Source organism: Aromatoleum petrolei (genome assembly GCF_017894385.1).
Taxonomy (GTDB): domain Bacteria; phylum Pseudomonadota; class Gammaproteobacteria; order Burkholderiales; family Rhodocyclaceae; genus Aromatoleum; species Aromatoleum petrolei.
This window is the reverse complement of record NZ_CP059560.1, coordinates 3,871,708-3,895,322: the sequence shown is the minus strand read 5'-3', so window position 1 is coordinate 3,895,322 and position 23,615 is coordinate 3,871,708. Positions and strand designations below refer to the sequence as shown.

Genomic DNA, 23,615 nt, shown 5'->3' with positions numbered 1-23,615 from the left:
CGGACAGGGGCCTAGTTGCCGTCGGCATCGGTGCGCTGATAGACGGTCCGCCCGGTCGAACGGAACAGGTCGGACGCATGCATGAAGCTCTCGGAATGGCCGGCGAACAGCGCGCCGTCCTTGCGCAGCAAGGGCACGAAACGCTTGAGGATGCCGTACTGCGTCGTCTTGTCGAAGTAGATCATGACGTTGCGGCAGAAGATCGCATCCAGCGGCCCCTGCACCGGCCACACCGGATCGAGGAGGTTGATGCGCCTGAAACTCAGCAGACGCTTCAGCTCCGGGCGCACGCGGTGCTCGCCGGCCGCCAGCCCCGCGCCCTGCTCGAAATAGCGCCGCAGCATGTCTGGCGCCATGCGCGCCACGCGTTCGTCGCGATACACGCCGCGCTCGGCATGCGCGAGGACGCTGGTATCGATGTCGCTGGCGAGAATGTGCACCGGAGGATTGAGCGAATTGAAGGCCTCGCATGCCGTGATCGCGAGCGAGTACGGCTCCTCGCCGGTGGACGCCGCATTGCACCAGATGCGAATCGTTCTGCGCTCGGCAATGCGCCGCATGCGCTCGGCGAGGATGTCGAAATGGTGCGACTCGCGGAAGAATGAGGTGAGATTGGTCGTCAGCGAGTTGACGAAGGTCTCCCATTCGGTGCGATCGCGCTCGAGGCGGCCAATGTACTGCGCAAAGCTGCGATCGCCGCACGCGCGCAAGCGGCGCGCGAGCCTGCTGTACACCATGTCCAGCTTCGCCGGGGACAGGACGATGCCCGCATGGTCGTAGATCAGTTTGCGGATGCGTTCGAAGTCGGCCTGCGTCAGCTCGAACTCGCGCTCGCCGCCAACCGACAACGCCGACGCGGCGGCCGCGGCCGCCAGCGCGGCCAGCCCCGGCGCGGACATCGAAGCGGAGGTCGACGCAACACTCGGGCGGATCGGACCGGCCGCCGCCGGGCGACCCGCAATGACCGGTGTTGCCGGCTTGCGGCCGAAGGGAGAGTCACCAGCAGGCATCTTCAGATCACCTCGAGGCCCGCTTCGGGGCGGCAGCGCATTGCATGAACGATCGCATCAGGGCGACTTGACGGGCGGCAAGGGAAGCGGCAACGCACTGCGCCCCCTCGGCGGCGTCGCGGGCGCCTGGCTCCTGCTCTCAATATTCTCGCGCAACTCGGCGCCGTCGAGCGGCGCGGCCGAACCGATGTCGAGCGCACCGGCCTGGTTGCGCACGGCCTCCTCGGTCTTCTTGTTCATCACGATGATGCTGATGCGACGGTTCATCGGATGGAACAAGTCGTCCTTGCGCAGCGGCACCATGTCTGCGAGCCCCACGACGCGGATCACCTTGCCCGCCTCGAGACCTCCTGCGACCAGTTCGCGGCGCGAGGCATTGGCGCGGTTGCTCGACAGCTCCCAGTTTGAGAAGCCGCGCTCGCCGCCGGCGTAGCGCGCCGCATCGGTGTGCCCCGAGAGGCTCAGGCGGTTGGAAACATCGTTGAGCGCACGCCCGATCGCCCGCAGCAGCTCACGCGTGTAAGGCAGCAGCTCGTCGCTCGCGGTGTTGAACATGGGGCGGTTCTGCGCATCGACGATCTGGATGCGCAGACCTTCCGACGTGATGTCGAGCAGGATCTGGTTGCGGAAGGGGCGCAGCTTGGGGTCGGCCTCGACGAGCGCCTCGATGCGCCCCTTCAGGTCTTCGAGACGTGCGCGTTCACGCGTCGCTTCCACCCCTTCGTCGTCGCCCTCGACGCGATACACCTCCCGCCCCTTGGCCGCATCGAGGTTGATCGAGCGCCGCCCTTCGACTTCGCCGCGCTTGCGCTGCCCGAGCGAGCGCGTCAGGTCCTCGCCGCCGCCCCGGATGACGCTGGAGCTGTCGCCCGCACCGCTGCCGCCCTGCAGCGAAACCTTGAGCGGATTCATGAAGTGGTCGGCAATGCCCTCGAGGTCGCCCTGGGCGGTTGAGCCGAGCAGCCACATCAGCAGGAAGAAGGCCATCATCGCCGTGACGAAGTCGGCGTATGCGATCTTCCACGCGCCGCCATGCGAGGCGGCGGCGACCTTGTTGATGCGCTTGACGACGATGGGCTGCTGGGTATCGTCGCTCATCCGCACCTCATGCCGCAGCGGGGGTCAGCGTCGAGCATGCGCACGGTCAATGGGGTCATCGGCGGCCTCACCCCTTGCGGCTCTTGATGTCCTGCTCGAGCTCGGCGAAAGTCGGACGCTCGCTCGAATACAGTGCCTTGCGGCCAAACTCGACGGCGACCTGGGGAGCGTAGCCGTTCATGCTCGCGAGCAGCACCAGCTTGATGCATTCGAACATCTTGCCGCTCTCTTCCACGCGCTGTTCGAGCTGGCTCGCGATCGGCTGCACGAATCCGTACGAGAGCAGGATGCCGAGGAAGGTGCCGACCAGCGCGCCGCCGATCATCTTGCCGAGCACGGCCGGCGGCTGGCCGACCGAACCCATCACGTTCACCACGCCCATCACCGCGACGACGATGCCGAAGGCCGGCAGCGCGTCCCCGAGCTTGGCCATGACGTGCGGCGCGATATGCGTTTCCTGGTGGTGCGTGTCGATTTCCTTGTCCATCAGGCCTTCGATCTCGAAGGCGTTGAGGTTGCCGCCGACCATCATGCGCAGGTAGTCGGTGAGGAACTCGACCGCATGGTGGTGGGCCATGATGGTGGGGTACTTCGTGAAGATCGGGCTCGACTCGGGATTATCGACGTCGTTCTCGATCGACATCAGGCCTTCCTTGCGCACTTTCGCCAGCACTTCGTACAGCAGACCGAGCAGGTCGAGGTACATGGCCTTGGTGTAGGGCGAGCCCTTGAACACGTCCGGAAGGGCCTTCAATGTCGCCCTGAAGGCCTTCGGACCATTGCTGCCCACGAAGCCGCCGATCATCAGGCCGACGATGGCGAGATATTCCATCGGCACCCACAACGCCATGAGGCTGCCATGGACGGAGTACGTGCCGACGGATGCTGCGAGGATGAGCAGATAACCAATGATGAGGAACACCGGGAAGCCCCCGTCGATTCGACGCGCGCGGCAACACCGCCGCACGCCGGAAGATTTATTGCGATTTTAACGTCACTCGGCGCGCAAACTTGAACCCGGAAATGAAAAGGCCGCCGGCATGTGCGGCGGCCCCTTGCGCGGACGGACGCCGCCGTTCAGTCGGCGGTGGCGAGCGCCTTGGTCTTGGCGACACGCCGCGGGGCCGCGGCACGCTTGGTACCGGTCGCCCGTGCAGCCTCGGCGGCGCGCTTGGTCTTGCCGGCGCGCGAGGGCATGTTGCACAGCCCGCACACGAATTCGTGCGTCGGGTCGTAGGCGTGGGCGACGAAATGGCCGCCGCAGCTGGTGCACGAGGCCATCTGCAGGAGGTCCGCATCGAAGAAGCGCACCAGCGTCCAGGCGCGAGTGAGGCTCAGCGCCGGCTCGATCACTTCGGCCTCGATGTGGTCGAGGTACAGGTGATAGGCCTTCAGGATCGCGTCCAGCCCCTTGAGGCCGGTATTCGCCTGGAAGAAATTGAAGAAGTTCATGAACAGCGAGGCATGCACGTTGGGCTGCCAGGTCATGAACCAGTCGGTGGAAAACGGCAGCATGCCCTTCGGGGGCGACATGCCGCGGATTTCCTTGTAGATCTTGAGGAGACGCTCGCGACTGAGCTTGGTCTCGGCTTCCAGCATCTGCATGCGGGCACCGAGTCGGACCATTTCGGCCGCGCGCTGGATGTCCTCAGCCTCTTCGATGATGCTCTTGTTCTTCATCGTATTCTCCTTGCCGCCCCACCCGGGGGCGCTCCGCCGCGAATCCTGCAGTGGCGGGCGGTATCCCCTCCGCCCGTGCGCCCTGCACCTCCCGCGGCGCCGTGTCGGCGCCTATCCCGCCAACCGCTTCACCGGCTTGCCAGCGGCGAGGATCGCCGCATGCAGGCTGGAACTCGTTTCATCTCGCCCCTTGCCCGAAAGCAGTCCGGCAAGCATGGCATCGTCGAAACGGAACAGCAGCATCTGACTGCTGGCCATCTTGACCAGCTTGGCGCTCGAGAGTCCCTCGACGAGATCGGCGACGTCCTTGTCGATCCCCAGGCGGAACATCGCGGTTTCCCGGTCGCTGCGCAGCATCTGCTGGGCCAGCATCAGGTACGCGAGGTTCAGCTCCTTGATTTCCGCCTGAAAATCAGGACGTTTCATTTCCGCTCCCTTTCAGGGACAAGCGCGATAAAGTTAAAGTGAATTGTGAGCAATTGCAAGAAAATACCCCTGATGGCATGTTGCAGATAAGCCACAGGTAATAACCGCAACTCGCTCAAGACGCTGTATTCAAATAACTTTTCATCAAGAAAGCGGCAGACCGGCAGCGCCGAATGTCATTCGGGCGCAGCGAGGCCACCGCCCGATTCTCCGGTCTTCTGGACCGTCGCGACGCGGTTGCGCCCCTTCTGCTTGGCGAGGTAGGCGCCCAGATCCGCCTGTTTCATCAGCGCATCGACGTCCGGCATCCAGTGTTCGCGCATCGCGACGCCGATGCTGGCGCTGATCGCCACATGTGCATCGCCGGCCTGCAGCGACAGCTTGTCGAGCGCGCTGCGCAGGCGTTCGGCGCAGATCAGGGCGTGCGGCAGATCCGTTTCCGGGCAGATGGCGAGGAACTCGTCGCCGCCCGTGCGACAGACGACGTCCTGGCCGCGTAGCGCGCCCCTCAGGGCGTCGGCGGCACTGCGCAGGACTTCGTCGCCGACGTCGTGACCGAAGGTGTCGTTGATCTGTTTGAAGTTGTCCAGATCGATGATCATGCAGGACAAGGGGCGCCCCCAGCGCTGCGCGGCGGACCATTCCTGCTGGATGCGGTCGATGGCGTAGCGGCGGTTGGGGAAGCCGGTCAGCGCATCGGTGAGCGCGGCCTCGTGCAGGCGACGATTGGTGACCGCCAGCTGCGATGCGAAATGGCGGATCTCCTCGTGCTCGCGCTCGACTTCCTGCTGCAGCCGCACGACGCGCTGACCGGCCCTGAGACGCGCGGCAAGCACGCGCGGACGCAGGGGCTTGGCGATGAAGTCATCCGCACCGGCCTCGAAGGCGGCGACAAGGTGTTCGTCATCGTCGCTATGGGTGAGCAGGATCATGTAGATCGCCTGGCCGATGCGCGTCTGGCGCAGCGAGCGGACGAGGTCCGGGCCGTTGAGTTCGGGCAGCTTCCAGTCGAGGATCATGATCTGCGGCTGCAGTTCGAGGGCGAGCTCCATGCCCGCGCGCCCGTCACCCGCCTCATGCACTTCGTAATGCGCCTGTTCGAGAACGGCACGCAAGCTGGCGCGCGTGCGCGGTTCATCATCGACGATCAGCGAACGCTGGACGTGCGGAACCGGTTCGCCCGACACCGTGTCGGCGGGCCCGGGCGTCACGGGCAGCTGGACCGGATTCCGGCTGCGTGCCTGCGACAGGCCGGGCGTCCTTGCCGCCGCCGCGACCACAGGACCGGCCTCGGCCAGGTCGGCGAAACGCGGGGCGCCAGGCTGCTCGAGCTGAAGCATGCTTCCCCATTCCACCCACAGCGCGGCGATGCGCTCGCAATCGGCGACCATGCATTCGCGCTCGATGCCCAGGCAGGCAGCCTGCGCGAAAAGTCCGGCAGCCAGCCTGGTCCGCGCGGTGGCGTCGGAGACGCAGATTTCGGCAACGCTGCGCGCCGCGACGAGCACCTGAAGCATTCGGCGCGCCCGCGATCCCTCGGCGAGCTGGGGCTCGTCGGGCTCGTGGGACTGGGCGACGGCGTCGATGAAGATCCGTGGCAAGCCCCAGTCTTCGAGCATCGCCCCGGTCAGCTCGCGGTGGTCCATGGCGAGCTGCGCCTGCTCCAGATCGAGCAACGGAGCCGCTCCCGGCTGGCCTGCGCGTTCGAGCACGCCCGCATAGTCGGCCGGATAAAGTGTCGCGAGCGCGAGCTCACCGACGCTGCCCAGCAGGCCGACGGCGAAGAGCTCGTCGGCAGGCGCGGCACGGGTGCGTTCGCCAAAAACCTGCGCCGCGAGCGCGCGAGCCAGCGAGACGCTCCAGAAACGATTGTAATCGAACGCCTGGCAGGCGCCGCGCCGGTAATGCGACAGCAGCGAGAAGCCCAACACCATGGTCCGCACCGCTGGGAGGCCAAGGACCATCAGTGCCTCATGCACGGAGGCGACCGGACGGCGACTGAAAGCGACGAGACCGTTGGCGGCCTTGATGAGCCGCCCGACGAAGGCCGGGTCGGCACCGATCACCCGCGCGAGCTCGGCCGTCGACACGTCCTGCTGGCGCGTCAGGCGGATCACCGCAAGGGCGATTCCCTTCGGTGAGGGGAGATCGCCGGAAGCGCGGATCTGTTCGAAGCGGGTCGAATCCAACGGGGGAGACATCGGCGGCGTCAGGAGGGAGGCAGGAGGGTTGCCGCGGCGCAGACTCGCTGCGGACGGCGTTCGGGTCCGGCGAGACTGTACCGTGCCGGGCCGTCTGCTGTCACGAGGGGACGATCGACTCCGCGTTGCCGGGCGGTCTCGGGGGCTGAATAAGGGCTAGAATTTGTCCGAATCAACAGGTCGGCGAACACGATGAAATATTGCTCAGACTGCGGCGCGAACGTGACGCTGCGCGTCCCGCCCGGCGACACCCTGCCGCGCCATGTATGCGTGAGCTGCGGGACGATCCACTACCAGAATCCGAAGATCGTCGTCGGCGCGATTCCCGAGTGGGGCGAGCGTATCCTGCTGTGCCGCCGGGCGATCGAACCGCGCCACGGCTTCTGGACCTTGCCCGCGGGATTCATGGAGAATGCCGAGAGCACCGCCGAGGCGGCGGCGCGCGAGACGCTCGAGGAGGCGTGTGCACGCATCGAGGTGGGCGAGCTGTTCACGCTGATCAGCGTGCCGCACATCAACCAGGTGCATATCGTGTATCGCGCGCGCCTGCTGGACCTCGACTTCGGGCCGGGCGAGGAGTCGCTCGAGGTGGCGCTGTTCGAGGAGCAGGACATCCCCTGGGACGACATTGCCTTCCGCACGATCGCACTGACGCTGCGCCATTATTTCGAGGACCGGCGCCGCGGCAGTTTCGGCACCCACAACGCGAGCATTGCGCTGCCGCCGGCGGCGACGATTCCCTGAGGCGGCGACGATGCGCGCAGTCCGCGGCGAGATCCTGCATTTCACCGGCGATCCGGCCGGCGGGGGGGCGGAGTCGCTGCAGCATTTCGCGGACGGCTTGCTGATCGTGCGCGACGGCCTCGTCGCGGAGGCCGGACCGGCGGATGCGCTGCTCGCGAAGCTGCCCGCGGATGCCCGTATCGAGGAGCTGCGCGGACGGCTGATCCTGCCGGGCTTCGTCGACACGCACATCCATTTCGCGCAGACGGACATCATCGCGAGCCCGGGCGGGCAGCTGCTGACCTGGCTCGAGCGCTACACCTGGCCTGCGGAACGGGCCTTCGCCGACCCGTCCCATGCGGGATCGGTGGCGGAATTCTTCTGCGATGAGTTGCTGCGGAACGGCACGACGAGTGCCGCGGTGTTCCCGACGGTGCACCGCGCCTCCGTCGATGCGCTTTTCGAGGCGGCGCTGCGACGGCGCATGCGCATCATCTCCGGCAAGGTGCTGATGGATCGCAACTGCCCGGACTTCCTGTGCGAGCGCTGTGAAGACGGTGAACTCGAATCGATCGCACTGATCGAGCGCTGGCACGGGCGCGGGCGGCTGCTGTACGCGGTGACGCCGCGCTTCGCAGCAACCTCGACGCCGCAGCAGATGCGGCTCGCGGGTCGGCTGATGGGCGATCACCCGGGGATCCATCTGCAGTCGCATCTCGCGGAGAACCTCGCGGAGGTGGCGTGGATCCGCGAGCTCTATCCCGAAGCGCGCAGTTATCTGGACGTCTATGATCGATTCGGGCAGCTCGGGCCGCGCAGCGTGTTCGCCCATTGCGTGTGGCTGGACGATGCGGACCGCGCGCGCATGGCGGCGACCGGGGCGGCGATGAGTTTCTGTCCGACCTCGAACCTGTTCCTGGGATCGGGTCTGTTCGACCTCGCGAAGGCCGATGCTGCGGGGGTACGGGTCGGGATCGGCACCGACGTGGGTGCGGGGACGAGCTTTTCGATGCTGCAGACGCTGGGCGAGGCGTACAAGGTGCTGCAGTTGAACGGGCAGTCGCTGTCGCCGGAACGGGCCTTCTATCTCGCGACGCTCGGTGGCGCGCGCAGCCTGTACCTCGACGACCGGATCGGCAGTTTCGCGCCGGGGCGCGAGGCGGATTTCGTCGTGCTGGACCCGGCCGCAACGCCGCTGCTCGCCCGGCGTTCTGCGGCATGCGAGACGCTCGCGGAACGGCTGTTCGTGCTGATGATGCTGGGCGACGACCGCGCCGTGGCGGAAACCTGGGTGATGGGCGAGCCGGCCTGGCGCCGGACATGACGTGAAGCGTGCGCTCCGGGCGGGCATGGCGGGATACGCCGCCGGCTACTCCCGCCCTACGATCCGGGGGAGCAGCCGGCGGCCGGGGCATCTTAGGATGCCAGTTCCGCGCGCCCCTTGAACAGATCGAGCGCCTCCGGGTTCGCCAACGCCTCGATGTTCTTCACTGCCCGATGGTGCACGACGTTGCGCACCGCGAGCTCGACGAGCTTGCCGCTCTTGGTGCGCGGGATGTCGTTGACCTGGACGATCCTCGCGGGCACGTGGCGCGGCGTGGCGTTGTCGCGGATCGCCTGCTTGATGCGGGCGATGAGCGCTTCGTCGAGCGCGATACCTTCGCGCAGGCGCACGAAGAGGACGACGCGCACATCGGTCGGATCCTGCGGCGGCCAGTCCTGGCCGATCACGATGGATTCGAGGATCTCGGGCAGCCTCTCGACCTGGCGGTAGATCTCGGCGGTGCCGATGCGCACGCCGCCGGGGTTGAGCGTGGCATCCGAGCGGCCATGGATCACGAGGCCGCCATGCACCGTGATCTCGCAGAAATCACCATGGCACCACACGTTGTCGAAGCGCTCGAAGTAGGCGGCGCGGTACTTGGCGCCGTCGGGGTCGTTCCAGAAGCCGATCGGCATGCACGGGAAGGGTTTCGTGCACACCAGCTCACCCTTCTCGCCCGCGACCGGACGGCCCTCGTCGTCCCACACCTCGACGGCCATGCCGAGGCCGCGGCACTGGATCTCGCCGCGCCACACGGGCATCGTCGGGTTGCCGAGGACGAAGCAGGAGACGATGTCGGTACCGCCCGAGATCGACGCAAGCTGCACGTCGGCCTTGATCGATTCGTAGACGAAATCGAAGCCCTGCGGCGCGAGCGGGCTGCCGGTGGACAGCACGGCACGCAACGCGGAGAGGTCATGGGATTCCGCCGGCCGCAGCGCGCTCTTGCCGAGGGTCTCGATGTATTTCGCGGACGTGCCGAAGTGGGTGATGCGCTCCTGCTCGGCGTAGTCCCACAGCACGCGTCCGTCGTCCACGAAGGGGTTGCCGTCGTAGAGCATCAGCGTGGCGCCGGCGGCGAGGCCCGACACCAGCCAGTTCCACATCATCCAGCCGCAGGTGGTGAAGTAGAAAAGCCGATCGCCTTCGCGCACGTCGGCATGCAGCTTGTGTTCCTTGAGGTGCTGCAGCAGCGTGCAGCCCGCGCCGTGCACGATGCACTTGGGCACACCGGTGGTGCCGGACGAGTACATCACGTAGAGCGGGTGGTTGAACGGCAGGCGCTCGTATTGCGGTTCGGTTGCCGCCGCGTGCGGCGCGAGGAAGTCGGCGTAGGTCACGGCTCCCGGGACGGCCGAGAGCGCAGGTGTCTCCTCACCTGCGAGGTAGGGCACGACGACCACCCGATGCGCGGACGGCAGCTGGCGCACGATGTCGCCGAGCTTGCCGAGGACGTCGATGGGCTTGCCGTTGTACCAGTAGCCGTCACAGGCGATCAGCACCTTGGGCTCGGTCTGGCCGAAGCGGTCGAGCACGCCCTGCACGCCGAAGTCGGGCGAAGCGGACGTGAAGGTGGCGCCGAGGCTCGCCGTCGCCAGCATCGCGACCAGCGTTTCGGGCAGGTTGGGCATGTAGGCCGCGACGCGGTCATGCGGGCGCACGCCGGCTTCGCGCAGCGCGGCGGCGAAGCGCGCGACTTCGGCGCGTAGCTCCGCACGGGTCATGCTGCGCTTGACCTTGTCTTCGCCCCAGAACACCAGCGCCTTTTCGTTGCTGCTATCGCGCAGCAGGTTCTCGGCGAAGTTCAAACGTGCATCCGGAAACCACTGCGCCCCCGGCATGCGCGAGCCCTCGATGAGCTCACGCGCGCCGCGCTCGCCGATCACGCCGCCGAAGTCCCAGACCTCGCGCCAGAAATCGGTCGAATGGCGCACCGACCAGTCGTGCAGCGCGTCGTAGTCGGCAAGCTGCAGGCCCGCGGCGCGGCGGATGCGCTCGGTGAAGGCGGCCATGCCGGTCGCGGCGATCTGGTCGGGACGCGGGGTCCACAGGGGGCGATCGTCGAATTCCTTGTTCATCATTTCTTGTGTGTCTCCTCGATCAGAACGGCCCGGTCGCAAAGGCGACCGAGTGCGGCGGCACGCCCTGCTCCACCGCAGCGCGCTGTTGCGCGGCAATCGCCCGCCGATAGCCTTCGCGTGCCTGCAGGCGTTGCCAGTAGGCGAGCACCGCGGGCTTGAAGCGCTCCCTGAGCCCGATGTCGTCGGCGAGCATCAGCGCGTAGCCGACGGAGATATCGGCGGCCGTGAAGCGCCCGGCGCAGATGAACTCCTGCTGCGCGAGCAGGGGTTCGAGCGTGCGCAGGCGCGACAGGAACCAGCGTGCGTAGTCCTCGGCGACCTGGGGCTGGCGGCGTTCCTCCGGTTCGAAGCGGGCGTAGCGCAGGACCAGCGTCTGCGGGAAGGTCAGCGTCGCTTCGCCGAAATGCAGAAAGTTGAGGTAGGCGCCGAAATCGGGCTCGCTGGTTTCGACATTGAGCGCAGCCGGCGAATGCCGGGCTGCGAGATAGTGGCAGATCGCCGCCGACTCGGTCATGCGTGTCGCGCCGTCGTGAAACGCGGGGATCGTGCCGAGGGGATTGACCTCCAGGTACTCCGGTGCGTCGAGGCGCGGCGGGAACGGCAGCACCTTCAGCGCGTAGGGCAGGCCGAGTTCCTCGAGCATCCACAGCGGCCGGAAGGAGCGCGCGCTGACGCAGTGGTACAGGGTGATCATGTGCCCTTCGTTCACGCCGTCTGCGCTTCGGCCAGCCCCAGTTCGCGCTTCATCTGCTCGCGAATCTGGAACTTCTGGATCTTGCCGGTCACGGTCATCGGGAAGCTGTCGACGAAGCGGATGTAGCGCGGCACCTTGTAGTGCGCGATCTGGCCCTGGCAGAAGTCGCGCACCTCGGTTTCGGTGAGCGTCTGGCCTTCGCGCACGATGACCCAGGCGCACAGTTCCTCGCCGTATTTCTGGTCCGGCACGCCGACGACCTGCACGTCGAGGATCTTCGGATGGCGGTAGAGGAATTCCTCGATCTCGCGCGGATACAGGTTTTCGCCGCCGCGGATCACCATGTCCTTGATGCGGCCGACGATGTTGCAGAAACCCTCGTCGTCGATCGTCGCGAGGTCGCCGGTATGCATCCAGCCGCCGGCGTCGATCGCTTCGCGCGTCTTGGCTTCGTCTTCCCAGTAGCCGAGCATCACCGAATAGCCGCGCGTGCACAGTTCGCCCGGCGTGCCGCGCGGGACGATGCGGCCTTCGTTGTCGACGATCTTCACTTCGAGATGCGGCTGGACGCGCCCAACGGTGGAGACGCGGCGGTCGAGCGGGTCGTCGGTGCCGCTCTGGAAGCTCACCGGCGAGGTCTCGGTCATGCCGTAGGCGATGGTGACTTCGCGCATGTTCATCTTGTCGATGACGCGCTTCATCACTTCGATCGGGCACGGGCTGCCGGCCATGATGCCGGTGCGCAGGCGCGACAGGTCGAATTCGGCGAAACGCGGATGGTCGAGCATCGCGATGAACATCGTCGGCACGCCGTAGTTCGCGGTGCAGCGCTCCTCGGCGAGGGTCTCGAGCACGGCGAGCGGTTCGAAGGCTTCGGCCGGGTAGATCATCGTCGCGCCGTGCGTCAGGCAGCCGAGGTTGCCCATCACCATGCCGAAGCAGTGGTAGAGCGGTACCGGTATGCACAGGCGGTCGCCTTCGACGAGGCGGATCGCTTCGCCGACGAAGAAGCCGTTGTTGAGGATGTTGTGGTGCGACAGCGTCGCGCCCTTGGGCTGACCGGTGGTGCCGGAGGTGAACTGGATGTTGATCGGGTCGTCGAACTGCAGTTCGTCGCCGAGGGCTTCGAGCGCGTCGAGCTCGTCGCCGGTGGGCGCGTGCAGCAGGTCGTCGAAGTTGAGCATGCCGTGCGTCCGGTCGGTGCCCATGCGGATGATGATCTCGAGCGTCGGCAGCTTCGCGGCCCGGAGTTTGCCAGCCTCGGACTGCGCGAGCTCGGGCGCGAGGTCGCCGAGCATTTCGAGGTAGTTGCTGCTCTTGAAGGCCGGCGACATCACCAGCGCGCGGCAGCCGACCTTGTTGAGCGCGTATTCGAGTTCGGCGCGGCGGTAAGCCGGGTTGATGTTTACGAGCACGAGGCCGGCCTTCGCGGTGGCGAACTGGGTCAGCGCCCATTCGACGTTGTTCTGCGACCAGATGCCGATACGCTCGCCGCGCTTGAGGCCCAGACGCATGAAGCTGCACGCCAAGGCGTCGACGCGCTGCTTCAGTGCGGCGTAGGTGAGGCGCACGTTCTGGTGACGCACGACGAGCGCCTCGCGGGCGGCGTGACGGGCGCAGGCCTCATCGAAGAAGCGGCCGATGGTCTGGCCGATCAGGCGCTTCTCGGAGGCGCCGTGGACGTAGCTCAACTGGGTCATGTGTCTCTCTCCAATGTCCCCGTTTCGGATGTTTTGTGTGGTGGTGCTGAGGGAGGGTGTCTCCGGCCCATCTGCCGGTCGCGGCGTCGGAAACGCCGCGTGGCGGGATACGCTGCGCGCATCCCGCCAATCCTCACTGCTTCTCGGATTCGAACTCGACGAGTTCCGCCCCATCGCCGACCTGGTCGCCGACCACGAAGCGGAAAGCCTTGAGCAGGCCCGCCGCCGGGGCAGTAATGGTGTGTTCCATCTTCATCGCCTCCAGGATCAGCAGCGGCGCACCCTTCTCGACCTTGCTGCCGGCCTCCGCGAGCAGCGCAATGACCTTGCCGGGCATCGGCGCGAGCAACCCGCCTTCGGCACCGCCGCCCTCGCCGGTGTAGTGCAGGGGGTCGACGTTGGCGAACTGCCAGCTGCGGCCGTGCAGGAAGACGTGCCGCATGCGGCCCGCCGTGATCATGGTCGCGTCCATGCGCGTACCGTCGAACTCGACGCGCATGTGGCCGCGCTCGTCGAGGCGGCCGCGCGCTTCGGTGCAGCACCCGTCGACGCCGAGCGTGTAGCGGTTACCGCCGCGGTAGGCGACCTGCACGCTTTTCTGCATCTCGCCGAAACGGAAGATCAACTCGCGCTTCGCGGTGGCATTCAGGCGCCAGCCATCGCGCGCATGCCATGGCGAACCGGGGTCGGTGCCGCTCTCCGCCTCGTCTTCGGCGCACGCGGCTTCACGCCGCAACTCGCCAAGGGCCGCGACAAACCAGGCTTCGGCGGGCGGCTCCTCGCCTTCGGGGAAGAGATAGGTCTTCTCGCGCTCGATGAGGCCGGTGTCGAGATCGGCGTTCGCGAAGGCGGGGCAGTTCGTCAGGCGCGACAGGAACTCGATGTTGTTCGCGAGGCCGACGACCCGGTAGTCCGCCAGCGCCTGCAGCATGCGGGCAAGCGCCTGATCGCGGTTCTCGTCCCACACGATCAACTTGGCGATCATCGGATCGTAGAAGGGGCTGATCTCGTCGCCCTCCTCCACTCCGGTGTCGACGCGCACGTGCATGTTCTCGGCCGGGGGCGCCAGGTGCAGCAGCTTGCCAGTCGACGGCAGGAAGCCCTTCGCCGGATCTTCGGCGTAGATGCGCGCTTCCAGCGCGTGCCCGCGGATCTGCAGTTGCTCCTGCGCGAGCGGCAGCGGTTCGCCGGAGGCGACGCGCAACTGCCATTCGACGAGGTCCAGCCCGGTGATCATCTCGGTGACCGGGTGCTCGACCTGCAGGCGCGTGTTCATTTCCATGAAGTAGAAGGAGCCGTCCTGGTTCGCGATGAATTCCACCGTGCCGGCGCCGACATAGCCGACGGCCTTCGCCGCCTCGACCGCGGCCTTGCCCATCGCGGCACGGCGCTCGGGCGTCATGCCGGGCGCGGGTGCCTCTTCCAGCACCTTCTGGTGACGGCGCTGCACGGAGCAGTCGCGCTCGAAGAGGTAGACGCAGTTGCCGTGCGTGTCGCCGAAGACCTGGATCTCGATGTGGCGCGGGCGGGTGATGTACTTCTCGACCAGCACGTGCTCGTCGCCGAAGCTTGATGCGGCCTCGCGCTTGCAGGAGGCGAGCGCGGCGATGAAATCGTCGGACTTCTCCACGAGACGCATGCCCTTGCCGCCACCACCGGCCGCGGCCTTGATCAGTACCGGGTAGCCGATCTGGTCGGCCTGCTCGTGCAGGTAGGCGGGCTCCTGGTTGTCGCCGTGGTAACCGGGGGTAAGCGGCACGCGGGCCGCTTCCATCAGCTTCTTCGCCTCGGACTTCGAGCCCATCGCGCGGATCGCCGACACCGGCGGCCCGATGAAGACGATGCCTTCGCGCTCGCAAGCGTCGCAGAAGTCCTCGTTCTCCGAGAGGAAGCCGTAGCCGGGGTGGATCGCCTGCGCGCCGGTCTGCTTCGCGGCGGCGATGATGCGGTCGATGACCAGGTAGCTTTCCTTGACGGCGGCCGGACCGATCAGCACGGCCTCGTCGGCAAGGCGCACGTGGCGGGCATTGGCGTCGGCCTCCGAATAGACCGCGACGGTCTTGATGCCCATGCGGCGTGCGGTCTTGATCACTCGGCAGGCAATTTCACCGCGGTTCGCGATCAGGATTTTTTCGAACATTGTTATCTCCCCCTTACATCCGGAACAGGCCGAACTTCGTCTGCGGGATCGGCGCGTTGAGCGTCGCCGACAGCGACAGACCGAGCACGCGGCGGCTCTGCGCCGGGTCGATGACGCCGTCGTCCCACATGCGCGCGGTCGCGTAGTAAGGGTGGCCCTGCACTTCGTACTGCTCGCGGATCGGCGCCTTGAACGCCTCCTCGTCTTCCTTGCTCCAGGTGCCGCCCTTGGCTTCGATGCCGTCACGGCGCACGGTGGAGAGCACGCTCGCGGCCTGCTCACCGCCCATCACCGAGACACGCGCGTTCGGCCACATCCACAGGAAGCGGGGTGAGTAGGCGCGGCCGCACATGCCGTAGTTGCCGGCGCCGAAGGAGCCGCCCATGATCATCGTGAGCTTTGGCACCTGGGCGGTGGCGACCGCGGTCACCATCTTCGCGCCGTCCTTGGCGATACCACCGTTCTCGTACTTGCGGCCGACCATGAAGCCGGTGATGTTCTGCAGGAAGAGCAGCGGGATGCCGCGCTGGGCGCACAGTTCGACGAAGTGCGCGCCCTTCTGCGCCGATTCGCCGAACAGGATGCCGTTGTTCGCGACGATGCCGACCGGGTAGCCGTAGAGCTGGGCGAAGCCGGTGACCAGCGTGGTGCCGTAGCGCGACTTGAATTCGTCGAAACGCGAGCCGTCCACCACGCGGGCGATGACTTCGCGCACGTCGTAGGGTTTGCGCGGATCGGCGGGGATGATGCCGTAGATCTCCTCGGGGTCGTACAGCGGCTCCTCGCCCGCGCCGACCTTGAGCGACACCGGCTTCTGGCGATTCAGGTTCGACACGATGCGACGCGCGATGTAGAGGGCGTGCGCGTCGTTCTCAGCGAGGTGGTCCGCGACACCCGAGATGCGGGTATGCACGTCGCCGCCGCCGAGATCCTCGGCGCTGACCACTTCACCGGTCGCGGCCTTCACCAGCGGCGGGCCGCCGAGGAAGATCGTGCCCTGGTTCTTGACGATCACCGCCTCGTCGCTCATCGCCGGCACGTAGGCGCCGCCGGCGGTGCAGGAGCCCATCACGACCGCGATCTGCGGGATGCCCTGCGCGCTCATGTTGGCCTGATTGAAGAAGATGCGGCCGAAGTGATCGCGGTCGGGGAAGACCTCGTCCTGCGTCGGCAGGTTGGCGCCGCCCGAGTCGACCAGATAGACGCAGGGCAGGTTGTTCATCTGCGCGATCTCCTGCGCGCGCAGGTGCTTCTTCACCGTCATCGGGAAGTAGCTGCCGCCCTTCACCGTCGCGTCGTTGGCGACGATCATGCACTCGACGCCCTTCACGCGGCCGATGCCGGCGATGACGCCCGCCGACGGCGCGTCGTTGTCGTACATGCCGTACGCGGCCATCTGGCCGATTTCGAGGAAGGGCGTGCCGGGGTCGAGCAGGTGATTCACGCGATCACGCGGCAGCAGCTTGCCGCGCGCGGTGTGCTTCTGCCGGGCGGATTCGCCGCCGCCAAGGGCCACTTCCGCGGCCTTGTCGCGCAGGTCGCCGACGAGCTTGCGCATCGCCTCGGCGTTGCCCGCGAAGTCCGGGCTGCGCGTGTTGATGGAAGACTTGATGACACTCATCACAGGGTCTCCGCGAAGAGTTCGCGACCGATCAGCATGCGGCGGATCTCGCTCGTGCCGGCGCCGATCTCGTAAAGCTTCGCGTCGCGCCACAGGCGGCCGGTCGCGTATTCGTTGGTGTAGCCGACGCCGCCGAGGGTCTGGATCGCCTCGCCCGCCATCCAGGTCGCCTTCTCGGCCGAGTACAGGATCGCGCCGGCCGCGTCCTTGCGCAGTGTGCGCGCGTGGTCGGCACGGTCGCAGGCCTGGCCGACGGCATACACATAGGCGCGCGTCGCGCTCCAGATGGAATACATGTCGGCGACCTTGCCCTGCATCAGCTGGAACTCGCCGATGGACTGGCCGAACTGCTTGCGCTCGTGCAGGTAGGGCACGACGATGTCCATGCACGCTGCCATGATCCCCAGCGGGCCGCCGCACAGCACGGTGCGTTCGTAGTCGAGGCCGCTCATCAGCACCTTCACGCCGCCGCCGACCTGGCCCAGCACGTTCTCCTCCGGCACTTCGACGTCGTCGAAGAACAGCGGGAAGGTGTTCGAGCCGCGCATGCCGAGCTTGTCGAGGTGGGTGCCGTGCGAGAAGCCCTTCATGCCCTTCTCGATGATGAAGGCGGTGATGCCCTTCGGGCCGGCATTGGTGTCGGTCTTGGCATAGACGACCAGCGTGTCGGCGTCGCCGCCATTGGTGATCCACATCTTGGCGCCGTTGAGCACGTAGCGGTCGCCCTTCTTGTCGGCACGCAGCTTCATCGACACGACGTCGGAGCCGGCGTTCGGCTCGCTCATCGCCAGCGCGCCGACGTGATCGCCCGAGATCAGCTTGGGCAGGTACTTGTCCTTCTGCGCGGCGCTGCCGTTGCGGCGGATCTGGTTCACGCACAGGTTCGAGTGCGCGCCGTAGGAGAGGCCCACCGACGCGGACGCGCGCGAGATCTCTTCCATCGCGATGATGTGCGCGAGGTAGCCCATGCCGGTGCCGCCGTATTCCTCCTCGACGGTCATCCCCAGCAGGCCCATGTCGCCGAACTTCTTCCACAGGTCGGCGGGGAATTCGTTTTCGCGATCGATCTCGGCGGCACGCGGAGCGATCTCGGCCTCGGCAAACTGGCGCACCGCGTCGCGCAGTGCATCGATGGTTTCGCCGTGATTGAAGTTCAGGCTGGGAATGTTCATGTGGGTCTCCTCGCTTCCTGGATCGCGTTGGTATTCGGGACATGTACCGATGAAGCTTAGACGCGCATCGGCAAAACGTCGTGGCCGCATAAGAGTAGGCCTGCGCGCGACGCTTCGGGCGCCAAGGTGGTTGCAAATCCTGCCAATGGTTTTATGATTTGACGATGACCACCGTGATCCCCTCGGTCGGCGATCCGACGCGCGGCCCGGCTGCGACGCCTATCGCGTTCATCCGCACGATCGTCGCGGCGTATCGTCGATATGGAATCAATCCTGCCAACGCGCTGCACGAGGCGCAGATCCCGCCAGCGATGCTGGACGACCTCGATGCACGCGTCACCGCGGGCCAGATGGAGATCATGTCTGCGGTCGCGATGCAGGAGCTCGACGACGAGGCGCTGGGCTGGTTTTCGCGCCGACTGCCGTGGGGCAGCTACGGCATGCTGTGCCGCGCATCGATCACCTCGCCCGACCTCGGCGTCGCGCTGAAGCGCTGGTGCCGCCACCACCGCCTGCTCACCGACGACATCCTGCTGCACCTCAGCGAGCTAAACGGAGATAGCGACATCGCGCACATTCGCCTCGAAGTGCGCCGCTACCTCGGTGACATGCATGAGTTCTGCATCATCACGCTGCTGCGCTATCTGCTCGGCTACGCGTGCTGGGCGATCGACTCGCGCATCCCGCTGCTCGCGGCGCGCTTCCCCTTCCCCGCGCCGCCGCACAAGGGCGTCTATCCGCTGCTCTTTCAGGGCCCGGTGCAGTTCGATGCGGAGCAGGCCGAGATCAGCTTCGACGCACAGTACCTGCACCTGCCGCTGCGGCGCGACGAAGCCGCCTTGCAACAGATGCTGCGCCGCGCCCTGCCGCTCACGGTGCTGCAATACCGCCGCGACCGCCTGCTGGTGCAGCGCGTGCGTCACCTGCTGCGCGAGCGGCTTGACGAGGGCGCGACCGCCGAGACGCTGGCCGAGCGCCTGCACCTGTCGCCGCGCACGCTGCACCGCCAGCTCGACGAGGAGGGGGCGTCACTGCAGGAACTGAAGGTCGAGGCGCGAAGGGAACGCGCGATCGAGCTGCTGATCCGCACGAACCGCACGATCAAGCAGATCGCGCTGTCGGCGGGCTTCCGCAACGAGAAGAGCTTTTCCCGGGCATTCCGTCAGTGGACGGGGGCATCGCCGAGCGCCTACCGCGAGCGGCGTGACTCCCCGCCAAGGAGCATCGTGCAAGCGGATGACGCTGCGCGCCCCTCACCCCGTAGCTCGTCGCGGTGACGGCATGGATCGCCTTGACCGCAAGGCAAATGGCATAATGAAGAAGCCCTTTGCGGCCAATCCTGCTCATTCATTCCGGCTGATCGAGTCCGACCACACAGATGCTCAAGACAATCCGCGCCGCGACCTGCATGCTCCTCCTGTTGCTGACAGCGGGGTGCGGCCTGGATGCCGGCCCGGTGGTGCGCCCCGAACCGGAGGAGTGGCTCAAGGTCGGATCGTTCGAAATGGGGCGCTGGAAGGTCCACTACGCTCGCGGCGACAGCTTCCAATTCCGCGGCGATTATTACTGGCACACCATTCTGCGGTTCAAGGGCAGCAAGGTCGATTTCTGCACCCCGAAGGGATGGGGCGGCAGCGCGCTCTGCTCGGACCGCGAATGGGTCGGTGAATTCAGCCTGTCGACGCCACACGTCGTATCCGATAACCCGCCCGCACTGCTCGTCCCGTATGGCGGCACGAGCGGAAATGGCGATGCGGAAACATGGCTGTTCGTCGAAAGAAACGGGCAACTGGAAAAGACGAGACTCTCCGTCAGGAACGATGGCCTGTGGGACCTCGCGAACAACCGTCTCGACCGGGGCGGAGCGTGGGACCTCAGAAACTATCCCGTCATCGCCATCAACAACAGCAACTGGTTCGATACCGCCAGCCTGCGCCAGATCGAACTGGCCGAACCGCAAGGCATCGCGTACTTGAGCTTCGCCTCGCGCTCGCCAGACGGCCGCTGGGTGGCGCGCGCCGGCTACACGGACAGCCTCTCGACCGGTCTGCAGGCGCTGCTGCTCGTCGTGACGGACCTGGACTCCCCTTCCGATTCGGCAACCTACGCCGTCGAAGGCATGAACGATGATCAGATGACGGCACGGGACGAGCTGGTTGCACGATTCCAGCAGTACTTCACCTGGTCCCCCGAACAGGCCGGCCAACTCGTCGCCACCAATCGCAGAAAAGCCCGGCTCCGGCCGCTCGACGCCGTACTCACCCGGACCTCGACGCGGACCACGGCTCCGCAGCATGAATCGCCGGACACGGTCCATTTCATCCCGAAGGCCACCGCGTCGCAGATTCCCCTGGTCTGCAGTGCAATATTGAACGTCACCGGCGCGGAAGGCCGGATGCGGTACACGTTGCACGACGAGGCGACGCTCGAGATTGCGGACTGGGGCGACCTCGTGCTGAAAGCGTCCGACATCGGGATCGAAATCCGGACCGGCAAGGAGAACTGGCGCATCGCCCATGACGTCGCCGCGCAGCTGCAGCGAAGCATCCTGCGCGGGCAGGCGCCCTTCGGGGCGGGTTCATCCCCAATGAAGGAACAGTGCGCGAATCCGGGGCATCCGGCCTGACCCCGCACCGCCACCCAGTGCGCCGGGAATGCCCGCGACACTGTCGCTAAGGAACATGCAGAATTGCCGCGCGCCCTCGCTCAATTCATGATGCATATCCTATTTACATCAACGGACCGCAGCAGCGATTTCCCCGACACACGATCCCCGGCAGTGCGGGACCCGCGAACAGTCTCCCTATGGTTCTCGCGCAGCGGCGCCTTCTCCCCCGCATGCCGGACAAGCAAGTCATTCCGCGATGAATTCAGCACTTCTCCGCATCGTCGCACTGATTTGCCTTCTTCCGCTGAGCGCGCCGACACCGGCAGAGACCACTCCGTCTTCGGACGTGCAAGACGCCTTCATGAAGACGCGCATCGTCGTGCGCGATATCGACGGGGCCGGCGGCGTTCCGGAGCCGAACATCAGATGGCGCATCACCGCCGGCGCGACCGAACTCGACGTCGTGGCCAATCGCGTTGCGCTGGCCGAGGGCGAAACCGACTCGAACGGCGAAGCCCGGCTCTCCGAGGAAACGCGTGCCGCGCTGTATGACGCATGGCGTCATGCATCGGCCGAAAGAGCTCTGGTTCGTCCGCCATAGTACGGGCTTCGTGCTCACCTCCAGGCAGATTGACGGCCAGACGCGGATCGCACTCGTCCACCCGCCGTCACCCGCGGAGATGCAGTGGGAGGCGCGGCGTGCCGAAGAACAAGCCAACCGGGCGAAGCCCTTGCCGGCGGACACCTACACCCAGCCAGGTTTCGACGCGAGGCGATATACCGCCGACCTCGCGGACTGGCAGAAGCGTTTCCGGGGCGACGTCGAGGCCCACCGGAAACAATCGAAGAGCGACCCCGAGTACGGCCTTGCGATGCTCCGGCAACGCGAGCTGAGCGCCTTCGACCAGGTCTATGCTCGGTCCATCCACCCCGGCATCAAGAGGCTCGATCTGCGGCGCCTGCTCGTCGAAGCCGGTTATTCGCGCGACCGCCGCGTAACGGCGCCCGGCGCGGTCATCCCCCAACTGCTGCTGTCGAAGGAAATCCGACCGGTGGGTTTCGGCGGCACCTTTGCCGACGGCGACCGCCAGGTCGAACTCTGGTACATGGTGTTCGACGACCTGGGCGACTGGAACCTACAGGATTTCAAGGAGAGCCCGGACTTCAAGGCCTTCCCCTCCGAGCAATTGCCGCCCTTCCAGGTCACCCGCCGCAATGCATGGCCCGCCCTCGTGTTCGCGCGCGACGAACAAGGAAAACTTCTGCTGTACGGTCTTTCGATGGAACTGGACCTCATCCTCAGCAGCATCTTCAACGCCCAGATTTTCTAGGGCGAACGACGCGGCGACGGACGCAGGCGGCACCGTGCCCCTCATCCGCCCGGCCGTGCCATTGCAGCCCCTCCGGGCGTCGTACCCCCAGCCGGTGCGGACGCTGGCGACTCAACGGCGCACTCAAACGCTGAAGTGTCCCACCGCGAGTTCCAGCGAACCGGCCAGCTGCGCGAGTCGCTGCGCCGCCTCCGCCGTCTGGCGTGTCGCTTCGGAGTTCTCCTCGGACATCTCGGTGATGCGCGCGACATTGATCGCGACCTCGTTGCTCGCAGCGCTCTGCTCCTTCAGCGCGAGTGAGATCTCGCTCACCGCATGGACCACACCGGCGGCGCTGCTCTTGATCCCGGTAATCGACTGGCCAGCCTGATTGGCAAGGGTCACCCCCTGACCGACCTGCCGGACCCCCGTCCCCATGCTCGCGACGGCACTGCGGGTTCCGTTCTGGATGCTCGCGATCATGTCCGCGATCTCGCGCGTGGATTCGCCGGTGCGCTCGGACAACTTGCGCACCTCGTCGGCAACCACCGCGAAGCCCCTACCCTGCTCGCCCGCGCGCGCCGCCTCGATCGCCGCATTCAGCGCAAGCAGGTTGGTCTGGTCCGAAATATCGCGGATGACGCTGACGATTGCCGAAATCTCCGCGGATTTCTTCTCGAGTGCCTCGATCACCTGCGAGGACTGGCTGACCGTCTGCGCGATGTTGGACATCTCGGCGACGGCGCCGTGGATCACCTCGCCCCCCTCGTCGGACAGATTCCCGGCATGACGGGAGATCGTTTCGGCTTCGGATGCGCTCGCCGCGACCTGGTCGATGCTGACCGTCATCTGCTCGATTGCCGCAGCGACTGCGGCGGCAGCGGAACTCTGCTCGGACGAGCTCGCCGCGACCTGACAGGATGCCGCCGAGAGCACGCCCGCCGCACCATTGAGGTCGGCAGAACTTTCGCGGATCGCCGCGACGGTTTTCGACAACGCCGCCTGCATGCTCGCCAGAGCCCCCAGCAACTGGCCGATTTCATCGCGACCGGCGGCCGGCACGGCGCCACCGAGGTTTCCCCCGGCGATCCGCTCGGCCACCGCCACCGCCGCACGCAACGGTTGCGTGATCGATCGGATGATCCATGCCGCAACGGCAAGGGCCGCCAGCAAGCCGACCACGATGACGCTGACCGTCGCCTGCCGCACCTCATCGTATTCGAGCGAGGCCTGGCCGAACTGCATGCCCGTTGCGGCGGCCTTCAGCTCCATCAGCTTGCGCAGGCTGCGGACGGCGTCGTTGTACTTTTCCCCCGCACCGGTCGCCTTCATGATCGCCGAAGCCTGGTCGCGATCGCCGCCGCGGATGGTCTCGATCACCTGATTGCGCACTGCGACGTAGGCGTTCCAGCCATCGTCGATACGCATCACCGTTGCCTTTTCCTCCGGGGTCAGCGGCAAGGCGAGGATCGCGCTGCGCGCTGCGCCGATGGTCGCGTCGAGCTCGGGAATGTGTCGCAACTGCTCCTCGACCATGTCGCGGTTCCCGGCATTCACCGCCGCGGCCAGCACGTGCACGCGGATGCGGTGCATGCTGTCGAGGGCGCTGCCGAGTTCGATGAGCGGCAGGGTTTGGTTTTCATACACGGCCTTCAACCTGTCATTGGACCCCGACATGCCGTGCAGGCCGGTAATGCCGATCACCACGAGCAGGCTCGCAAGCACGCACACGAGGAAGATGAGGCGCGTGCGAATGGCTGGACTCCGAAACATCGTTGCTGTCCCCGTTTGTTGTTGTGTGGCAGTGCAATTACTTCCGGAATCGCG

The 23,615-nt window shown here is 66.3% G+C and carries 19 protein-coding genes; 6 read left to right on the top strand and 13 right to left on the bottom strand.

Annotated elements, in window-relative coordinates:
* Positions 1-11 precede the first annotated feature (11 nt).
* From ToN1_RS17690 to ToN1_RS17665, 6 genes are all read right to left on the bottom strand, one after another.
* Positions 12-1,010 carry a CheR family methyltransferase gene (locus tag ToN1_RS17690; RefSeq protein WP_244860817.1) on the bottom strand — a complete coding sequence of 333 codons (999 nt, stop codon included), beginning with the start codon at positions 1,008-1,010 and terminating at the stop codon, positions 12-14.
* A 57-nt stretch (positions 1,011-1,067) separates the two neighbouring features.
* Positions 1,068-2,108, bottom strand: a complete 1,041-nt coding sequence (gene motB / locus ToN1_RS17685; protein WP_169206271.1) for a flagellar motor protein MotB — start codon at positions 2,106-2,108, stop codon at positions 1,068-1,070.
* A 67-nt stretch (positions 2,109-2,175) separates the two neighbouring features.
* Complete coding sequence (motA, locus tag ToN1_RS17680) at positions 2,176-3,030, bottom strand: flagellar motor stator protein MotA (RefSeq protein WP_169206270.1); 855 nt, start codon at positions 3,028-3,030, stop codon at positions 2,176-2,178.
* Positions 3,031-3,185: 155 nt separating this feature from the next.
* Positions 3,186-3,788, bottom strand: coding sequence for a flagellar transcriptional regulator FlhC (gene flhC, locus ToN1_RS17675; RefSeq protein WP_169206269.1), 603 nt, complete (start codon positions 3,786-3,788; stop codon positions 3,186-3,188).
* 111 nt (positions 3,789-3,899) lie between these two features.
* Positions 3,900-4,214 carry a flagellar transcriptional regulator FlhD gene (gene flhD / locus ToN1_RS17670; protein ID WP_169206268.1) on the bottom strand — a complete coding sequence of 105 codons (315 nt, stop codon included), beginning with the start codon at positions 4,212-4,214 and terminating at the stop codon, positions 3,900-3,902.
* A 176-nt stretch (positions 4,215-4,390) separates the two neighbouring features.
* Entirely contained in the window at positions 4,391-6,415 is a 2,025-nt protein-coding gene (locus tag ToN1_RS17665) for a GGDEF domain-containing response regulator (RefSeq protein WP_169206267.1), read from the bottom strand.
* Between the two features lie 192 nt (positions 6,416-6,607).
* Here ToN1_RS17665 and ToN1_RS17660 point away from each other — a divergent pair, with 192 nt between their 5' ends.
* Positions 6,608-7,159: an NUDIX hydrolase gene (locus ToN1_RS17660; protein WP_169206266.1), complete on the top strand. Its 552-nt coding sequence runs from the start codon at positions 6,608-6,610 to the stop codon at positions 7,157-7,159.
* A gap of 10 nt (positions 7,160-7,169) precedes the next feature.
* Positions 7,170-8,462, top strand: a complete 1,293-nt coding sequence (gene guaD, locus ToN1_RS17655; RefSeq protein WP_169206265.1) for a guanine deaminase — start codon at positions 7,170-7,172, stop codon at positions 8,460-8,462.
* A 92-nt stretch (positions 8,463-8,554) separates the two neighbouring features.
* Here guaD and ToN1_RS17650 read toward each other — a convergent pair whose 3' ends face one another.
* The 6 genes from ToN1_RS17650 to ToN1_RS17625 form a co-directional block, all read right to left on the bottom strand.
* Entirely contained in the window at positions 8,555-10,543 is a 1,989-nt protein-coding gene (locus tag ToN1_RS17650) for an acetoacetate--CoA ligase (protein WP_210147851.1), read from the bottom strand.
* 19 nt (positions 10,544-10,562) lie between these two features.
* The gene (locus ToN1_RS17645) at positions 10,563-11,237 is read right to left on the bottom strand and encodes a glutathione S-transferase family protein (protein ID WP_169206264.1); all 675 of its coding nucleotides are present in this window, start codon (positions 11,235-11,237) and stop codon (positions 10,563-10,565) included.
* 11 nt (positions 11,238-11,248) lie between these two features.
* Positions 11,249-12,937 carry an AMP-binding protein gene (locus ToN1_RS17640; protein WP_169206263.1) on the bottom strand — a complete coding sequence of 563 codons (1,689 nt, stop codon included), beginning with the start codon at positions 12,935-12,937 and terminating at the stop codon, positions 11,249-11,251.
* A 133-nt stretch (positions 12,938-13,070) separates the two neighbouring features.
* The gene (locus ToN1_RS17635; protein ID WP_169206262.1) at positions 13,071-15,077 is read right to left on the bottom strand and encodes an acetyl/propionyl/methylcrotonyl-CoA carboxylase subunit alpha; all 2,007 of its coding nucleotides are present in this window, start codon (positions 15,075-15,077) and stop codon (positions 13,071-13,073) included.
* A 13-nt stretch (positions 15,078-15,090) separates the two neighbouring features.
* Positions 15,091-16,698, bottom strand: a complete 1,608-nt coding sequence (locus tag ToN1_RS17630; RefSeq protein ID WP_169206261.1) for a carboxyl transferase domain-containing protein — start codon at positions 16,696-16,698, stop codon at positions 15,091-15,093.
* Positions 16,698-17,870, bottom strand: a complete 1,173-nt coding sequence (locus tag ToN1_RS17625) for an isovaleryl-CoA dehydrogenase (RefSeq protein ID WP_169206260.1) — start codon at positions 17,868-17,870, stop codon at positions 16,698-16,700. The genes ToN1_RS17630 and ToN1_RS17625 overlap by 1 nt, the downstream gene beginning before the upstream one ends.
* A gap of 164 nt (positions 17,871-18,034) precedes the next feature.
* On the opposite strand from ToN1_RS17625, the gene ToN1_RS17620 reads away from it, so the two are divergent.
* The 4 genes from ToN1_RS17620 (at position 18,035) to ToN1_RS17605 (ending at position 21,809) form a co-directional block, all read left to right on the top strand.
* On the top strand, positions 18,035-19,147 hold the full coding sequence (locus ToN1_RS17620; RefSeq protein WP_169206259.1) for an AraC family transcriptional regulator: 1,113 nt from the start codon (positions 18,035-18,037) through the stop codon (positions 19,145-19,147).
* Positions 19,148-19,248: 101 nt separating this feature from the next.
* The gene (locus ToN1_RS17615; RefSeq protein WP_169206258.1) at positions 19,249-20,496 is read left to right on the top strand and encodes a hypothetical protein; all 1,248 of its coding nucleotides are present in this window, start codon (positions 19,249-19,251) and stop codon (positions 20,494-20,496) included.
* A gap of 343 nt (positions 20,497-20,839) precedes the next feature.
* On the top strand, positions 20,840-21,079 hold the full coding sequence (locus ToN1_RS17610) for a hypothetical protein (RefSeq protein WP_169206257.1): 240 nt from the start codon (positions 20,840-20,842) through the stop codon (positions 21,077-21,079).
* Positions 21,042-21,809 (top strand): hypothetical protein, encoded by a 768-nt coding sequence (locus ToN1_RS17605; RefSeq protein WP_169206256.1) that lies wholly within the window; start codon positions 21,042-21,044, stop codon positions 21,807-21,809. The genes ToN1_RS17610 and ToN1_RS17605 overlap by 38 nt, the downstream gene beginning before the upstream one ends.
* Before the next feature lie 123 nt (positions 21,810-21,932).
* Here ToN1_RS17605 and ToN1_RS17600 read toward each other — a convergent pair whose 3' ends face one another.
* The gene (locus ToN1_RS17600; RefSeq protein WP_169206255.1) at positions 21,933-23,561 is read right to left on the bottom strand and encodes a methyl-accepting chemotaxis protein; all 1,629 of its coding nucleotides are present in this window, start codon (positions 23,559-23,561) and stop codon (positions 21,933-21,935) included.
* Between the last annotated feature and the right edge of the window lie 54 nt (positions 23,562-23,615).

What these genes read in the sequence shown, in the direction of transcription:
- ToN1_RS17690 (WP_244860817.1), bottom strand. Translation starts at nt 1,010, where the DNA reads ATGCCTGCTGGTGACTCTCCCTTCGGCCGCAAGCCGGCAACACCGGTC.
- motB (WP_169206271.1), bottom strand. Translation starts at nt 2,108, where the DNA reads ATGAGCGACGATACCCAGCAGCCCATCGTCGTCAAGCGCATCAACAAG.
- flhC (WP_169206269.1), bottom strand. Translation starts at nt 3,788, where the DNA reads ATGAAGAACAAGAGCATCATCGAAGAGGCTGAGGACATCCAGCGCGCG.
- flhD (WP_169206268.1), bottom strand. Translation starts at nt 4,214, where the DNA reads ATGAAACGTCCTGATTTTCAGGCGGAAATCAAGGAGCTGAACCTCGCG.
- ToN1_RS17665 (WP_169206267.1), bottom strand. Translation starts at nt 6,415, where the DNA reads ATGTCTCCCCCGTTGGATTCGACCCGCTTCGAACAGATCCGCGCTTCC.
- ToN1_RS17660 (WP_169206266.1), top strand. Translation starts at nt 6,608, where the DNA reads ATGAAATATTGCTCAGACTGCGGCGCGAACGTGACGCTGCGCGTCCCG.
- guaD (WP_169206265.1), top strand. Translation starts at nt 7,170, where the DNA reads ATGCGCGCAGTCCGCGGCGAGATCCTGCATTTCACCGGCGATCCGGCC.
- ToN1_RS17650 (WP_210147851.1), bottom strand. Translation starts at nt 10,543, where the DNA reads ATGATGAACAAGGAATTCGACGATCGCCCCCTGTGGACCCCGCGTCCC.
- ToN1_RS17645 (WP_169206264.1), bottom strand. Translation starts at nt 11,237, where the DNA reads ATGATCACCCTGTACCACTGCGTCAGCGCGCGCTCCTTCCGGCCGCTG.
- ToN1_RS17640 (WP_169206263.1), bottom strand. Translation starts at nt 12,937, where the DNA reads ATGACCCAGTTGAGCTACGTCCACGGCGCCTCCGAGAAGCGCCTGATC.
- ToN1_RS17635 (WP_169206262.1), bottom strand. Translation starts at nt 15,077, where the DNA reads ATGTTCGAAAAAATCCTGATCGCGAACCGCGGTGAAATTGCCTGCCGA.
- ToN1_RS17630 (WP_169206261.1), bottom strand. Translation starts at nt 16,698, where the DNA reads ATGAGTGTCATCAAGTCTTCCATCAACACGCGCAGCCCGGACTTCGCG.
- ToN1_RS17625 (WP_169206260.1), bottom strand. Translation starts at nt 17,870, where the DNA reads ATGAACATTCCCAGCCTGAACTTCAATCACGGCGAAACCATCGATGCA.
- ToN1_RS17620 (WP_169206259.1), top strand. Translation starts at nt 18,035, where the DNA reads ATGACCACCGTGATCCCCTCGGTCGGCGATCCGACGCGCGGCCCGGCT.
- ToN1_RS17615 (WP_169206258.1), top strand. Translation starts at nt 19,249, where the DNA reads ATGCTCAAGACAATCCGCGCCGCGACCTGCATGCTCCTCCTGTTGCTG.
- ToN1_RS17610 (WP_169206257.1), top strand. Translation starts at nt 20,840, where the DNA reads ATGAAGACGCGCATCGTCGTGCGCGATATCGACGGGGCCGGCGGCGTT.
- ToN1_RS17605 (WP_169206256.1), top strand. Translation starts at nt 21,042, where the DNA reads ATGCATCGGCCGAAAGAGCTCTGGTTCGTCCGCCATAGTACGGGCTTC.
- ToN1_RS17600 (WP_169206255.1), bottom strand. Translation starts at nt 23,561, where the DNA reads ATGTTTCGGAGTCCAGCCATTCGCACGCGCCTCATCTTCCTCGTGTGC.